General features: G+C 60.6%; 17 protein-coding genes and 2 tRNA genes. 14 read left to right on the top strand and 5 right to left on the bottom strand.

All coding sequences use genetic code 11. The features are described from left to right. The first annotated feature begins 21 nt into the window (after positions 1 to 21). Positions 22 to 1,080: an enoyl-CoA hydratase/isomerase family protein gene (locus ACQZ5H_RS16315; protein ID WP_449098379.1), complete on the top strand. Its 1,059-nt coding sequence runs from the start codon at positions 22 to 24 to the stop codon at positions 1,078 to 1,080. A gap of 6 nt (positions 1,081 to 1,086) precedes the next feature. Here the strand turns inward: ACQZ5H_RS16315 and ACQZ5H_RS16310 are convergent, their stop codons facing one another. From ACQZ5H_RS16310 to ACQZ5H_RS16300, 3 genes are all read right to left on the bottom strand, one after another. Beyond that, positions 1,087 to 3,147 (bottom strand): ATP-dependent helicase, encoded by a 2,061-nt coding sequence (locus ACQZ5H_RS16310; RefSeq protein WP_449098378.1) that lies wholly within the window; start codon positions 3,145 to 3,147, stop codon positions 1,087 to 1,089. A gap of 90 nt (positions 3,148 to 3,237) precedes the next feature. Beyond that, positions 3,238 to 3,468 (bottom strand): hypothetical protein, encoded by a 231-nt coding sequence (locus ACQZ5H_RS16305; protein ID WP_449098579.1) that lies wholly within the window; start codon positions 3,466 to 3,468, stop codon positions 3,238 to 3,240. 136 nt (positions 3,469 to 3,604) lie between these two features. Continuing rightward, positions 3,605 to 3,742: a hypothetical protein gene (locus ACQZ5H_RS16300; protein ID WP_449098377.1), complete on the bottom strand. Its 138-nt coding sequence runs from the start codon at positions 3,740 to 3,742 to the stop codon at positions 3,605 to 3,607. A gap of 162 nt (positions 3,743 to 3,904) precedes the next feature. Here ACQZ5H_RS16300 and ACQZ5H_RS16295 point away from each other — a divergent pair, with 162 nt between their 5' ends. Then, on the top strand, positions 3,905 to 4,171 hold the full coding sequence (locus ACQZ5H_RS16295) for a hypothetical protein (protein ID WP_449098376.1): 267 nt from the start codon (positions 3,905 to 3,907) through the stop codon (positions 4,169 to 4,171). Between the two features lie 318 nt (positions 4,172 to 4,489). On the opposite strand, the gene ACQZ5H_RS16290 is transcribed toward ACQZ5H_RS16295, so the two are convergent. After that, positions 4,490 to 4,732 (bottom strand): DUF982 domain-containing protein, encoded by a 243-nt coding sequence (locus ACQZ5H_RS16290; protein ID WP_130279083.1) that lies wholly within the window; start codon positions 4,730 to 4,732, stop codon positions 4,490 to 4,492. A gap of 233 nt (positions 4,733 to 4,965) precedes the next feature. On the opposite strand from ACQZ5H_RS16290, the gene ACQZ5H_RS16285 reads away from it, so the two are divergent. Both ACQZ5H_RS16285 and ACQZ5H_RS16280 read left to right on the top strand, forming a co-directional pair. After that, complete coding sequence (locus ACQZ5H_RS16285) at positions 4,966 to 5,799, top strand: hypothetical protein (protein WP_449098375.1); 834 nt, start codon at positions 4,966 to 4,968, stop codon at positions 5,797 to 5,799. Then, the gene (locus tag ACQZ5H_RS16280) at positions 5,796 to 6,368 is read left to right on the top strand and encodes a hypothetical protein (protein WP_449098374.1); all 573 of its coding nucleotides are present in this window, start codon (positions 5,796 to 5,798) and stop codon (positions 6,366 to 6,368) included. Before ACQZ5H_RS16285 ends, ACQZ5H_RS16280 begins: the two co-directional genes overlap by 4 nt. Positions 6,369 to 6,426: 58 nt before the next feature. On the opposite strand, the gene ACQZ5H_RS16275 is transcribed toward ACQZ5H_RS16280, so the two are convergent. Next, positions 6,427 to 6,501, bottom strand: a tRNA-Thr gene (locus ACQZ5H_RS16275). A 154-nt stretch (positions 6,502 to 6,655) separates the two neighbouring features. On the opposite strand from ACQZ5H_RS16275, the gene ACQZ5H_RS16270 reads away from it, so the two are divergent. From ACQZ5H_RS16270 to ACQZ5H_RS16225, 10 genes are all read left to right on the top strand, one after another. Beyond that, entirely contained in the window at positions 6,656 to 6,850 is a 195-nt protein-coding gene (locus tag ACQZ5H_RS16270; protein WP_130279080.1) for a hypothetical protein, read from the top strand. A gap of 106 nt (positions 6,851 to 6,956) precedes the next feature. After that, positions 6,957 to 8,249 carry a UDP-N-acetylglucosamine 1-carboxyvinyltransferase gene (murA, locus tag ACQZ5H_RS16265; RefSeq protein WP_130279079.1) on the top strand — a complete coding sequence of 431 codons (1,293 nt, stop codon included), beginning with the start codon at positions 6,957 to 6,959 and terminating at the stop codon, positions 8,247 to 8,249. A gap of 154 nt (positions 8,250 to 8,403) precedes the next feature. Beyond that, positions 8,404 to 8,841, top strand: coding sequence for a DUF2948 family protein (locus tag ACQZ5H_RS16260; RefSeq protein WP_203429599.1), 438 nt, complete (start codon positions 8,404 to 8,406; stop codon positions 8,839 to 8,841). Positions 8,842 to 8,894: 53 nt separating this feature from the next. Continuing rightward, the gene (hisD, locus tag ACQZ5H_RS16255) at positions 8,895 to 10,193 is read left to right on the top strand and encodes a histidinol dehydrogenase (protein WP_449098373.1); all 1,299 of its coding nucleotides are present in this window, start codon (positions 8,895 to 8,897) and stop codon (positions 10,191 to 10,193) included. Between the two features lie 3 nt (positions 10,194 to 10,196). After that, the gene (locus ACQZ5H_RS16250; RefSeq protein ID WP_203429597.1) at positions 10,197 to 10,670 is read left to right on the top strand and encodes a UPF0262 family protein; all 474 of its coding nucleotides are present in this window, start codon (positions 10,197 to 10,199) and stop codon (positions 10,668 to 10,670) included. Further along, positions 10,667 to 11,152 carry an arsenate-mycothiol transferase ArsC gene (locus ACQZ5H_RS16245; protein WP_449098372.1) on the top strand — a complete coding sequence of 162 codons (486 nt, stop codon included), beginning with the start codon at positions 10,667 to 10,669 and terminating at the stop codon, positions 11,150 to 11,152. The genes ACQZ5H_RS16250 and ACQZ5H_RS16245 overlap by 4 nt, the downstream gene beginning before the upstream one ends. 119 nt (positions 11,153 to 11,271) lie before the next feature. Next, on the top strand, positions 11,272 to 11,490 hold the full coding sequence (gene infA / locus ACQZ5H_RS16240; RefSeq protein ID WP_112713392.1) for a translation initiation factor IF-1: 219 nt from the start codon (positions 11,272 to 11,274) through the stop codon (positions 11,488 to 11,490). Between the two features lie 45 nt (positions 11,491 to 11,535). Then, positions 11,536 to 12,156 (top strand): Maf-like protein, encoded by a 621-nt coding sequence (locus ACQZ5H_RS16235; RefSeq protein WP_112713390.1) that lies wholly within the window; start codon positions 11,536 to 11,538, stop codon positions 12,154 to 12,156. 19 nt (positions 12,157 to 12,175) lie between these two features. Then, positions 12,176 to 12,388, top strand: a complete 213-nt coding sequence (gene yacG, locus ACQZ5H_RS16230; RefSeq protein ID WP_112713388.1) for a DNA gyrase inhibitor YacG — start codon at positions 12,176 to 12,178, stop codon at positions 12,386 to 12,388. 183 nt (positions 12,389 to 12,571) lie between these two features. Continuing rightward, positions 12,572 to 12,647 (top strand) — tRNA-Phe (locus ACQZ5H_RS16225). Positions 12,648 to 12,697 lie beyond the last annotated feature (50 nt).

Raw genomic sequence — 12,697 nt, 5'->3', positions numbered from 1 at the left:
ATCAAGGAGGCGCGGCACACCATGCACAAGAACAGCGACCGGGAAGTCTTCATCGAAAAGCGCGGCAGCGCCGGCATTGTCCGCCTCAATCGCCCCAAGGCTCTGAACAGCCTCACGCTGCCGATGGTGCGCATGTTGGATGCTGCATTTGACGAATTCGAGGATGACTCTGACGTCGCAACCGTGGTCGTCACAGGCGAGGGCGAGCGCGGCTTCTGCGCCGGCGGCGATATCCGCGCGCTGCATCAGAGCGGTCTTTCCGGATCCGAGGATGCTGAAGCCTTCTGGCGCGAGGAGTTCGCGCTCAATCATCGCATCGCCCACTTCCCGAAACCCTATGTCGCGGTCATGGATGGCATCACCATGGGCGGCGGTGTCGGCCTCTCGGCGCATGGCCGCCACCGGGTCGTGACCGAGCGCACTCGGCTTGCCATGCCGGAAACCGGCATCGGCTATTTCCCGGATGTCGGCGCCACCTGGCTGCTGCCGCGCATGCCCGGCGAAACCGGTACCTGGGCTGGCCTCACAGGTCTTGAGATGAACGCCACCGACGCGCTCTATGCCGGTCTCGCCGACGTCAAGATCGCCTCCGGCCGCTTGCCAGAGATGATCGACGCACTGGCCCGCATGCCGCTCGGATCGTCTTCGACCGCGGTCGATGCGCTGCTGAAGCATATCGCCATCCACCCGCATGCCGGCCACCTGCAGCATAACCGCGATGTGATCGACCGCGCCTTCCGCTTCGACAGCGTCGAGGAGATTGTCGCGGCCCTGGAGGCAGAGGAGGGCGAGTTTGCCGCCGAGACACGCGCCACCATCCTCAAGCGCTCGCCGACCAGTCTCAAGGTGACGCTGAGGCTGCTGCGCCAGGGCAGGGCGAGTGCCGATCTCGCCGAATGCCTGAACCGCGAGCTCGCCGCATGCATGCAGATCCTGAAGACTCCGGATTTCTACGAAGGTGTACGCGCCGCCGTCATCGACAAGGACCGCAATCCGAAATGGAAACCGGCCGAGCTTGCCGCCGTCGGCCAGGAAACGATCGAACCGTTTTTCGGCAGCGTCAAACCTCTGTCGCTTTAGGCGGTGCTAGCGCCACATGCCGCGCATGCGCGCGCCCACATCGATCCGCACCTGACGGGCGTGCTGGCTAGCGGCCGTTTCGGCCTTGGCCTGCTGCCAGCCGCAGACTTCGAAGAACTGCAAGAGCGTTGCCGGGATGAAGCGGGTGCGGGCGGCGTAGACGTGACGGTCGCCCTGGGCATTCTGCCCGTGCGTGAAAAAGCGCTGTGGCACGACGAGATCGAGATTGTCCTTCGCCCGCGTCATCGCGACATAGAGAAGCCGTCGCTCCTCCTCGATTTCCGCACTGGTGCCGACAGCGAGGTCGGAGGGAATGCAGCCGTCCACGACGTTCAGCATGAACACCTTGGTCCATTCCTGCCCCTTGGCCGAATGGATCGTAGAGAGGATCAGATAGTCCTCGTCCAGCAGCGGTACCCCGGCCTGATCGCTGGTCGCATCCGGCGGATCGAGCGTCAGTTCCGTCAGGAAGCGCTCGCGGGAAGGATAGCCTGCGGCGATCTGCTCGAGCTGCAGCAGGTCGGCCTGGCGCGTCGAGGCGTCCTCATGCAGCCGTTCCAGATGCGGCTGGTACCATTCCCGCACGAGCCCGATCTCGGCCGGCCATCCCGCCTTGCCGGTCTTCAGCTCCTGCATCACGGACACGAAGGCCGTCCAGTCATCGCCGGAGCGCGGCGGTGCTGCCAGTTCGGCAAGCGCCTGGATCGGGCTCGGATCGGCCGCCATATGATCCAGCGTCTTCTGCGCCGTCGAGGGCCCGACACCGGGCAGGATCTGCATCAGGCGGAAGCCGGCGACGCGGTCGCGCGGATTGAGCGCAAAGCGCAGTGCGGCCAGCATGTCCTTCACATGCGCGCTGTCCAGAAACTTCAGCCCGCCGAATTTGACGAAGGGAATGTTGCGCCGTGTGAGCTCCACTTCAAGCGCGCCGCTGTGATGCGAGGCGCGAAACAGCACCGCCTGGCTCTTCAGCTTCACGCCTTCTTCGCGATTCTCCAGCACCTTGTCGGCAACGAAGCGCGCCTGATCCGCCTCGTCGCGCACGGTGACGAGGCGCGGCCGCTCGGCAGATTGCCGCTCCGTCCAGAGGTTCTTGGTGAAGCGCTCGGAGGCGAGATCGATGACCGCATTTGCGGCGGCGAGGATCGGCTGCGTCGAGCGGTAATTGCGGTCGAGCGTCACGATATTGGCGGCCGGCGTGAACGAGGCCGGAAAGTCGAGAATGTTGCGCACCGTTGCGGCGCGGAAGGAATAGATCGACTGCGCATCGTCGCCGACGACGGTCAGGCCCTGCCCATCGGGCTTCAGCGCCAGCAGGATCGAGGACTGCAGCCGGTTGGTATCCTGATATTCGTCGACGAGCACATGGTCGAAGCGGTTGCCGATATCCTCGGCAATCATCGGCTCGGCCACCATCTGCGCCCAGTAGAGCAGCAGGTCGTCGTAATCGAGAACATTCTGCGCCTGCTTGGCCTCGACATAGGCGCCGAAGAGCTCGCGCAGCTGGTTCTCCCAGGTCGCGCACCAGGGAAAGGCATCGCGCAAGACGAGCGGCAGCTCGCCTTCGGAATTGACGACGCGCGAATAGATTGCCAGGCATGTGCCCTTGGTCGGAAAGCGGTTCTCGGTCTTCGAGAAGCCGAGGTCGTGGCGCACGATATTCATCAGGTCGGCGCTGTCTTCCCGGTCGTGGATCGTGAAGGCCGGATCGACACCGATCTGCTCGGCATAATCGCGCAGCAGCCGCGCGCCGATGCCGTGGAACGTGCCACTCCAGGCAAGCGCATCCGCCATGATGCCCGAATTGGCGCCGAGCACTTCGGCGCAGATGCGCTCGACGCGCCGCGCCATCTCGGAGGCCGCCCGGCGCGAAAAGGTCATCAGCAGGATGCGGCGCGGATCGGCGCCCTTGACGATCAGATGCGCGACGCGATGGGCCAGCGTGTTGGTCTTGCCGGAACCGGCGCCCGCAATGACGAGCAGCGGGCCTGCGACATGGCTGCCCTCGGTAAGGGTTCCGTGTTCCACGGCCATGCGCTGTTGCGGGTTGAGCTTTTCGAGATACATCCAGCCGTCCGGTTGGCGCCCGCGCGCTTGGCGTCACGGACTATGAGACGTTCCTTGAATGTTCTTGATAGTGATTCCTGTCAAGCGCGGTCAGTAAACGAAGTCTGAAACCACTTCCTGGCGCGTCAGCTTCAGCGTCCGGTCCGGCTGCAGGATATAGGTCTCCTGCACCTTCTGGCCGCTCGAATTGTAGAAGCTGTTATAGACATAGCTGCCGGGCGGCGACTTCGTCAGCTTCGAACGCGCCGGCCCGCCATAGGTGAGGCTTCCCGGGATCGGCGTCGGCCCGGCGCTATCGGCGGCGCTGCAGGCCGCAAGCATGGCGGCGGCGGTGAAAACCGGAACGATGACCTTGAACATGAAAGCTGCCCCCATTTCGACCCATCATTGATATGGCGCCAAAAATCCGCTTCGCCAAGTAGAGCGCGCCGAAATTTGCGGGGGCAAGAGCGGGGCGCTACTTAGGCTCCGGCTGCTGGATGGTCTTTTGCGGTGTGTCGTCCTGGCTGCCGCCCTGTTCGAAGGGCTTGACGACGAGGATACTCAGAATGGAAGCGACCATGAGCGCGATGATGATCAGCATCAGTGTTTTCATGATTAATTCTACTTCGTCCGGCCATGCTGTTCTCAACCTTATTGAACAGCGCCGCTGCCCGAAAAGTTCCGGCAAGTGTGCACGAAATCGTGCGAAGAAAAGCGGGGAACCAAAGCTGCCCTTCACGGGTTGATTGGGCGGATTTCAACGCTGGAGATAGTCATGAGGACCTGCATCCGTCTGGGGGTTCCAGCCCTTTTTATTGCAAGTGCCGCTTTCGCCATTCCCGCATCCGCCGCTCTCGAAACCGATGTCGATTATTACTCGGCCCTGCCGCAGGACCAGATGGCGCTGAACGAATATAGCGGTACCGTCGCCTGCTCGCAGCCCGAATCCCACTACGTGCCGTCCTTCATCCGCGCTCCCGACGGAACGATCATCGGTGTCGGCTATCTGGAGATGGACAGCCAGAGCGACGCCGGCTGTTAACGCATGAAATTCTTGAAGTATTGCCAGAATATCGGTTGTGCGAGGCTCGTCTGCATAGTGCAGAGGGTGACGAGCCTCTGACCATCATCATGATGGCTGCAGATGTTCTATTGATGCACAACGCGAGGGCGCAACGGCAATACTTGGGCTATCCCGCGCCAGATTCCCTCACAGTTAAGTAAAAATTAACGGCCATCCCGTTCCGGCACGGCGCCGGCAAAACCGCATTCAGCAATGATCGTCCGGCACCCGGACAGCGAACGTCTCGCGCCGACAAGCCATGCCCGGCTGGCGCGTCGCTCCCGCCGGGGAGGTTGCTTAATGAAGCTTGAGCTTCGCCTCTTGCGCGGCGGCGACGAATTCCGTCCGGGCTTCCTCTGCGGTCTTGCGGCCATCGAGAGCGGCGCGGCAGGTGCTGCGGGCCTTGAGGTAACGGAGGCCGCGCGCTGCGGGCCACAGGTCGGCAAGGCACTTCAATGCATCGAACGGACCGTTCACGGTACGGGCATCGGTATCTTCGAAACCCACCTTGACCGGACTATCCCATCTTTCAGTTGCCATAGGCGTATTCCTCCAGTGTGTACGCCAAAACGCGCAGCCAGCCCCTCGCGTTCCTCCCGGAAGGGCGCTGCATGAGGGTATTTTAGCGGGTTATTTTGGCGGGGCAATGGGGGAGATGTTTTGCTACGCTTCGGCTAACACCACTCGAGCCGGCGAATCGAAGTTCTTGCAAGGGTTGCATTTTGAAATAGTCTTGTTCAAGTAAATACGTCGGCTGATTTTGAGGTAGAGAAATGTTTCTAGAATTGGTGGGGGGGCTCGCCGCTGATGCGGCGGTCAATGCAGCCTATGAAAACCGAAGTGCCGTTTTGCAGTGGGGAAGGGATTTCTACGCCCGATGCAAAGATGGAAAAAACCTCATCGTGATGTTTGGATGCGGCGGAACTGGCAAGTCGACTACCGGTCAAATCCTCTCAGGAAACAGCGCGGGCAATCAGCTCAACGGGGAGTACAACCTGTCAACAAAGATGGAAAATTGGGGGCTAAAAGGTCGATTTTTTGTGAATGTTAAAATTCCACCGGGTCAGGAAACATATCGCGCCACTTGGTCTCAGCTTGTTAGAGAGATAATCGAATCCAAGAGAGTTCCCATAATAATAAACGTCGTGTGTTGGGGTATGCACTCGCCTGCAAAGTTAGAGTTGTCTAGCATTCCCGAGTTTTCGACGGGGCTCACCTCCGACAATATAAATTCTTATAGATCAAGGCGGTTGGCGGATGAACAGAAAGCCCTAGATGAAATAGTCGCGCATGCCGATTTGTTTAAGACAAAAATCAAATTTATTACGTTGGTAACTAAGCAGGACTTATGGTGGCCAGACAGGATGGCGGTCAGGCAACATTATCAATCAGAGGCACTGCCATACCAAGCGGCAATATCGAAACTGCGCGGGCTTCTTGGAGCCAACAACTTTTCGCATGAGATTTGGTCGGTGAGCTATGGTCATTTCAACCATCGAACAATTGATAATCACCAAATTTTCAGCACGGCGGCCGGGTATGATGATAACATACAAAACTCGCATCTGAAGAGATTCGAAGCGCTGATCGACGGAATGTGCGAATGAATAGTTTCGACTGGCCGCAGCTAGGAAGCAATATGACTGAGTATCAGTCAGCGATAGAAAGGGACGTTCAGGGTCTCTGGGAAATCGTTGATTTCTGGTCCAGCCGCCTCACGTTCGCAATTGATCGATACGAAGCATCGCGCCGACGCTTCAGGCTGTTTATCGTCGGAGGTGCGACTGGTGTGGCGCTGGGTTCTACGGCGTTTTCGGTCGCTTCGATGATAGGAGCTACCCCTGAGGCTATTCTGACTGAAGGACGGGTGTCGGGAATAGTCGCCGCAGCAGGGGTAGCGCTATCTACTCTTAGTATGTTGGTACTGCTTTGGAATGAATTCCAGAACATAACGACGCAAAGGCGCGAGATTACCGACATTTTCCACGTTTTCAAAGATGTTCAGGAGATGTTTATCTCCACGATTGATGCGCAGCCGCAGGATCATCGATATCGGACGCTGGCAGATGCTCGCGGAAGGATGATGATGATGAGTTATATCGAAAGGAAGGCCTACCGATACGTCGCCGCAAGCGAGCGCCTCCGTAGGAGCGAGAGAGGCTCGGCCGTTCGCTAAGATAAAATCTCCGCACTATTCAAGCTTATCGGGGATGGTTTCAAGAAAAGAGAAAAACTGGTGCTGCCGAGTGGGATTGAACCACCGACCTCACCCTTACCAAGGGTGTGCTCTACCACTGAGCTACGGCAGCAGGACCAGGAACGCTTCGAGCCGTTGGGCTGTGTTGCGTGGACGGGGCGCCTATTGCCACAGGTTCTTGACAAGCGCAAGCCGCAATTTCCAACTTCGCGTGGATTAACGACGAAGCTCTTTTGACAAGGGCGGGAATCCGGTAAGCAGAACACATGGAAGACAATAGCGAAAAGCCTGTAAACGGCCGCAAGGCGGCGATCGAAGAGCAGGCCCGGCTCCGGCGGGAGCGGGCTGCAGAAAAACTTCGGGAAAATCTTTCGAGGCGCAAACAGCAGACCCGGGCGCGCCGTTCCGGCGAGGCAGATCAGACGATCGGCCTGCCTGCCGCAAAAATGGACGAATCGTAATGTTGGCTCCGCGGCGAATTGAAGCGTCGCGGGAATTCGTCTAAAGACCCCCATCCCTTTTAAAGGCAGAACTTTCAGGAAAGGCGGGCGCAGCCCGTAAGCCCCCATGGATCGTATCAGAATTGTCGGCGGGAATGAGCTGAATGGCATCATCCCGATTTCCGGCGCCAAGAATGCCGCACTGCCGCTGATGATCGCCTCGCTCTTGACCAGCGACACGCTGACGCTGGAAAACGTGCCGCATCTGGCCGATGTCGAGCTGCTCATGCGCATTCTCGGCAATCATGGCGTCGACGTTGCCGTCAACGGCCGCCGCGAGCGCCAGGACGATGCCTATTCCCGCACGATCCATTTCACCTGCCGCACCATCGTCGATACGACCGCCCCCTATGAGCTGGTCTCGAAGATGCGCGCATCCTTCTGGGTCATCGGTCCGCTTCTGGCGCGCGAAGGGCAGTGCCGCGTCTCGCTGCCGGGCGGTTGCGCCATCGGCACGCGTCCGGTCGATCTCTTCCTCGAAGGCCTGACGGCGCTTGGCGCCAATCTCGAGATCGACAGCGGCTATATCAACGCCACCGCCCCGAAGGGCGGCCTGATCGGTGCCAAGTACACCTTCCCGAAGGTTTCCGTCGGCGCCACCCACGTCATGATGATGGCGGCAACGCTTGCCCGCGGCACGACGGTGATCGGCAATGCCGCCCGCGAGCCCGAAGTTGTCGATCTTGCTAATTGCCTGATCGCCATGGGCGCCAAGATCACCGGCGCCGGCACCTCGACCATCACCATCGAAGGCGTGCAGTCGCTCTCCGGCGCCCGCCACCGCGTTCTTCCGGATCGTATCGAAACCGGCACCTATGCCATGGCCGTTGCCATGACCGGCGGTGACGTCGTTCTCGAGAACACCGACATGGCGCTGCTCGAAACCGCTTTCGAAACCCTGCGCCGCGCCGGCGCCGATGTCTCGGCCACCAATAGCGGCGTGCGCATCAAGCGCAATGGCGCCGGCATCAAGCCAGTCGACGTCGTCACCGATCCCTTCCCGGGCTTCCCGACCGACCTGCAGGCGCAGTTCATGGCGCTGATGACCCGTTCCTCGGGCGTCTCGCATGTCACCGAGACCATCTTTGAAAACCGCTTCATGCACGTGCAGGAGCTTGCCCGTCTCGGCGCCAAGATCTCGCTGTCCGGTCAGACGGCGAAGATCGAAGGCGTTCCGCGCCTGAAGGGCGCACCGGTCATGGCGACCGACCTGCGCGCCTCCGTGTCGCTCGTCATCGCCGGTCTTGCGGCCGAAGGCGAGACCATGGTGTCGCGCGTCTATCACCTTGATCGCGGCTTCGAGCGTCTCGAAGAAAAGCTCACGCGCTGCGGCGCGATCGTCGAGCGCGTCAGCGAATAAGGGAAGGGCGGTTTCCGCCCTTTTATCCCCCGGCAATGCGGCCGCGCCGCATTGCCGCTTGGGAGTTGCGCATTGCCGCGCGGCGTCCTATTTCCCTTGTCTAGCGCATCGTCATACTGGCGATGCGGCATCATCGACCGGGGGTACAGCCTGCATGACCGATCTGAAGCTTCTTGCACTCGACAGTGAAGACCTCGCCGTGGTCTCCGCGCATCTGCAGGACGCCGTTTTCAAGATCGGCGACATCGCCTGGTCGCCCAAGGACGCGCAGTTCGCCTTCGCTGCAAACCGCTTCGTCTGGGAAGAGGCGAATGGCAAGCGCAAGGGCTTCGAGCGCCGCCGCGCCGCCCTCGTTTTCAAGCGCGTTCTTGCGGTCCGCTCGACCGGCATCGACCGCAAGCGCCGCGATGAAGTGCTGTCGCTCCTCTCCGTCGTCTTCGAGCCGAAGGGCGAGGGTCCGGAAGGCACGATCGAAATCACGCTGTCGGGTGCTGCCGAGATCGTTCTTGATGTCGAATGCATCGAAGTTCAGCTTGCAGATATCGGTGGAGCATGGGAAACCGCCTCCAAGCCGCGCCATCCCGGCGCGTAACGATCTTTTCTGCGCTGTTTGGCGTTTAGCGTTGGTTTGGAAGGGAATTGAGCGTGGCAATCTGGCTTGATCAGGCATCCGAAGGTTTCGAGCAGCGTTTTGCCGCTTTCCTGACGACCAAGCGCGAGGTCTCGGAAGACGTCAACATCGCCGTCCGCGCCATCATCGATGATGTCCGCGCCCGCGGCGACGTCGCACTTGCCGAATACTCCAAGAAATTCGACAGCATCGATTTCGCCAAGGTGCCGATGCGCGTCACCGAAGCCGAGATCGACGCTGCCGTCGAAGCCGTACCGGCCGAAGTGCTGGGCGCGCTGAAGGTCGCCGCCGTCCGCATCGAATCCCATCACCGCCGCCAGCTGCCGAAGGACGATATCTACGAGGATACGATGGGCGTCGGCCTCGGCTCGCGCTGGACGGCGATCGAAGCCGTCGGTCTCTATGTGCCCGGCGGCACCGCGAGCTATCCGAGCTCAGTGCTGATGAATGCCGTTCCGGCCAAGGTCGCCGGTGTCGATCGCATCGTCATCGCCGTGCCGGCAACCGGCGGCGTCGTCAACCCGGCCGTTCTCGCTGCCGCCAAGCTGGCAGGCGTTTCGGAAATCTACCGTGTCGGCGGCGCGCAGGCGATTGCGGCGCTTGCCTATGGCACGGAAACGATCGCCCCGGTCGCCAAGATCACCGGCCCCGGCAATGCCTATGTCGCAGCCGCCAAGCGCCATGTCTTCGGTACCGTCGGTATCGACATGATCGCCGGTCCCTCGGAAGTTCTCGTCATCGCCGACAAGGACAACAATCCGGATTGGATCGCCGCCGATCTTCTGGCCCAGGCCGAACATGACGCAAGCTCGCAGGCGATCCTCGCCACCGATGATGCGGAATTCGCCAAGGCCGTCGAAGCCGCCGTCGAGCGCCAGCTGAAGACGCTGAACCGGGCCGATACCGCTGCCGCCAGCTGGCGCGATTTCGGCGCGATCATCCTCGTCAAGGATCTGAAGGACGCTATCCCGCTCGCAAACCGCATCGCGCCGGAACATCTGGAGCTTGCCACCGCCGATCCGGATGCGCTGCTCGATGGCATCCGCAATGCCGGCGCGATCTTCATCGGCGCGCATACGCCTGAAGTGATCGGCGATTATGTCGGCGGCTCGAACCACGTTCTGCCGACGGCCCGTTCGGCGCGCTTTTCGTCCGGCCTTGGAGTGCTCGATTTCGTCAAGCGCACCTCGATCCTGCGCCTCGGCCCGCAGCAGCTGCGCGAGCTCGGCCCGGCGGCGATCGCGCTTGCGGTTTCCGAAGGCCTCGATGCCCACGCGCGATCGGTCGCGATCCGCCTCAATCTCGAAAGGTGAGGCATGGCGAAGGGCGACTTCCGGCTTTCTGATGTCGTCCTCGACGACACGATCGGCCGTTCGACGCCCGATGTCGAACACGAGCGCGCCGTCGCGATCTTCGATCTGATCGAGGAAAACACCTTCGAGCCTGCCGGTCATCCGGGTGGGCCCTACAGGCTCAACATCTCGCTCGTCGACAGCAAGCTGGTCTTCGTCATCAGGACGGAGGAGGGCGGCGATGTCGCGACCCACATCCTCTCGCTGACGCCGTTCCGCCGCATCGTGAAGGACTACTTCATGATCTGCGAGAGCTACTACGAAGCGATCCGCTCGGCCTCGCCCAGCCGCATCGAAGCGATCGACATGGGCCGCCGCGGCATCCACAACGAGGGCTCGCAGACCCTGAAGGACAGGCTGAAGGGCAAGATCGACGTCGATTTCGACACGGCGCGCCGCATCTTCACGCTGGTCTGCGTGCTCTACTGGCGCGGATGACCGGGATGGAGCCCGCTCCGCTCACCGCTGAAGGCAAGGCGCCGGGCGCGATCCTCTTCATGTGCGGCATGAATGCCATCCGCTCGCCGATGGCCGAAGCGATCGCCCGCAGTGTGCTGCCGTCAAATACCTATATACGCTCTGCAGGCGTTCGCGCCGGCGAGCGCGATCCTTTCGTCGATGTTGTGCTCGAGGAGATCGGTCTGTCGCTTGGCCGCCATCTGCCGAAGACGCTGGACGAGCTCGAAGACGATTATTTCGATCTCATCATCACGCTGTCGCCGCAGGCCCATCACGCCGCCCTGGAACTGACGCGCGTCAACGCCGTTGAAGTGGTGTATTGGCCGACCATGGATCCGACCGGCGAAACCGGCAGCCGCGAGCAGATTCTCGATGCCTATAGAGAGGTGCGGGATCACATATCGGCGCTGATCGAGAGCCGGCTACTCAGGCGAAGTGGCATCGCCGCGCAGTCCGCGTGAACAAAAGGAAGAAAGCCCAATCAATTAGGTTCACAAATGACCCTTGATTGTGTAGTTTCCGCGCAAATTTTGAGGCGGCCCAGCTCCGCCATCTCAACCGACAGGAAGAAAAGCCTTATATGCCTAAAGAAGAAGTCCTTGAATTTCCGGGTATCGTGACCGAACTTCTGCCGAACGCGACCTTCCGCGTGAAGCTTGAGAACGATCACGAAATCATCGCCCACACCGCCGGCCGCATGCGCAAGAACCGCATCCGCGTTCTGGCTGGTGACAAGGTTCTTGTGGAAATGACCCCGTACGACCTCACCAAGGGCCGTATTACCTACCGTTTCAAGTAAGCTTGGGCCGCAAGCCCTCGAGGCTTCCTTTCCGGTCGAGGTTCCATGGCGCTCACATACAAGCTCATCCTGGCTTCCGGTTCGCCGCGCCGCGTCGACCTGCTCAATCAGGCAGGGATCGAACCGTCGCGGCTGATGCCGATGGATATCGACGAGACGCCGAAGAAATCGGAACATCCCCGCTCGCTGGCGCGCCGGCTTTCCACTGAAAAGGCGGAAGCCGCTCTCGCTGCGATCAAGGGCGACATGGCCTGGAAGGGCAGCTACATTCTGGCGGCCGATACGGTCGTGGCCGTCGGCCGCCGCATCCTCGGCAAGGCCGAATTTGCGGACGAGGCCTCTGCCTCGCTGCATCTGCTCTCCGGCCGCAGCCACTGGGTCTATACCGGCGTCTGCCTGGTAACCCCGGATCGCAAGGTCCGTCAGAAGATCGTCGAGACCAAGGTGCGCTTCAAGCGCCTCTCCGGTTTCGAGATCGAAAGCTATCTCGCCTCCGGGCAATGGCGCGGCAAGGCCGGTGCCTACGGCATCCAGGGCCTGGCGGGTAGCTTCGTGCAGAAAATGGTTGGCTCCTACACCAATGTCGTGGGCCTGCCGCTCTATGAAACCATCCTCTTGCTGACTGGCGAAGGCTTCGACGTGCACAGCCGGTGGCCCGAGGGCTAAGCCCGGAGGAGACATCCTCATGTCTGAAGATGAAAAGAAGCCGACCGCCAAGGTCGAACCGCTACGCAAGACGCGTCCCTGCCCGGAATGCGGCAAGCCATCGCATCGCGAACACTACCCGTTCTGCTCGAACCGCTGCCGCGAGGTTGATCTCTCGCGCTGGCTGACGGGCTCCTATGCCATCCCCGTTGCCGAGGATGAGAAGAAGGCCGGTTACGAGGACGAGGAATAGCCGCAGATTTTTGCGAGCGAACTCATTCATTTTGCTCGTTAATTTGTAAAAATTCGACAACTGGCAAAAAACTGTCATTTGACGCTTGCCATGTCCCGACAAGATGCTATAACCCCGCTCGCTTCCGGGGCACACCAAACCCTCCGGTTCCTTCTTGGAAGGAATGCAGGCCGAAGCAGGAATGCCCAGATAGCTCAGTTGGTAGAGCAGCGGATTGAAAATCCGCGTGTCCGTGGTTCAAATCCGCGTCTGGGCACCACTCCAAACCTCAAGAAAATCAATGCTTTCCGCCTTGCCGCTAAGGTGATT

The sequence above is a fragment of the Rhizobium sp. 21-4511-3d genome (assembly GCF_053522545.1).
The sequence above is the reverse complement of the archived record's forward strand: the minus strand, read 5'-3'. Positions and strand labels throughout refer to the sequence as shown.

What these genes read in the sequence shown, in the direction of transcription:
- ACQZ5H_RS16315 (WP_449098379.1), top strand. Translation starts at nt 22, where the DNA reads ATGCACAAGAACAGCGACCGGGAAGTCTTCATCGAAAAGCGCGGCAGC.
- ACQZ5H_RS16310 (WP_449098378.1), bottom strand. Translation starts at nt 3,147, where the DNA reads ATGTATCTCGAAAAGCTCAACCCGCAACAGCGCATGGCCGTGGAACAC.
- ACQZ5H_RS16300 (WP_449098377.1), bottom strand. Translation starts at nt 3,742, where the DNA reads ATGAAAACACTGATGCTGATCATCATCGCGCTCATGGTCGCTTCCATT.
- ACQZ5H_RS16280 (WP_449098374.1), top strand. Translation starts at nt 5,796, where the DNA reads ATGAATAGTTTCGACTGGCCGCAGCTAGGAAGCAATATGACTGAGTAT.
- ACQZ5H_RS16235 (WP_112713390.1), top strand. Translation starts at nt 11,536, where the DNA reads ATGGCGCTCACATACAAGCTCATCCTGGCTTCCGGTTCGCCGCGCCGC.
- ACQZ5H_RS16245 (WP_449098372.1), top strand. Translation starts at nt 10,667, where the DNA reads ATGACCGGGATGGAGCCCGCTCCGCTCACCGCTGAAGGCAAGGCGCCG.
- ACQZ5H_RS16270 (WP_130279080.1), top strand. Translation starts at nt 6,656, where the DNA reads ATGGAAGACAATAGCGAAAAGCCTGTAAACGGCCGCAAGGCGGCGATC.
- ACQZ5H_RS16260 (WP_203429599.1), top strand. Translation starts at nt 8,404, where the DNA reads ATGACCGATCTGAAGCTTCTTGCACTCGACAGTGAAGACCTCGCCGTG.
- ACQZ5H_RS16290 (WP_130279083.1), bottom strand. Translation starts at nt 4,732, where the DNA reads ATGGCAACTGAAAGATGGGATAGTCCGGTCAAGGTGGGTTTCGAAGAT.
- ACQZ5H_RS16250 (WP_203429597.1), top strand. Translation starts at nt 10,197, where the DNA reads ATGGCGAAGGGCGACTTCCGGCTTTCTGATGTCGTCCTCGACGACACG.
- ACQZ5H_RS16295 (WP_449098376.1), top strand. Translation starts at nt 3,905, where the DNA reads ATGAGGACCTGCATCCGTCTGGGGGTTCCAGCCCTTTTTATTGCAAGT.
- yacG (WP_112713388.1), top strand. Translation starts at nt 12,176, where the DNA reads ATGTCTGAAGATGAAAAGAAGCCGACCGCCAAGGTCGAACCGCTACGC.
- murA (WP_130279079.1), top strand. Translation starts at nt 6,957, where the DNA reads ATGGATCGTATCAGAATTGTCGGCGGGAATGAGCTGAATGGCATCATC.
- ACQZ5H_RS16285 (WP_449098375.1), top strand. Translation starts at nt 4,966, where the DNA reads ATGTTTCTAGAATTGGTGGGGGGGCTCGCCGCTGATGCGGCGGTCAAT.
- ACQZ5H_RS16305 (WP_449098579.1), bottom strand. Translation starts at nt 3,468, where the DNA reads ATGCTTGCGGCCTGCAGCGCCGCCGATAGCGCCGGGCCGACGCCGATC.
- infA (WP_112713392.1), top strand. Translation starts at nt 11,272, where the DNA reads ATGCCTAAAGAAGAAGTCCTTGAATTTCCGGGTATCGTGACCGAACTT.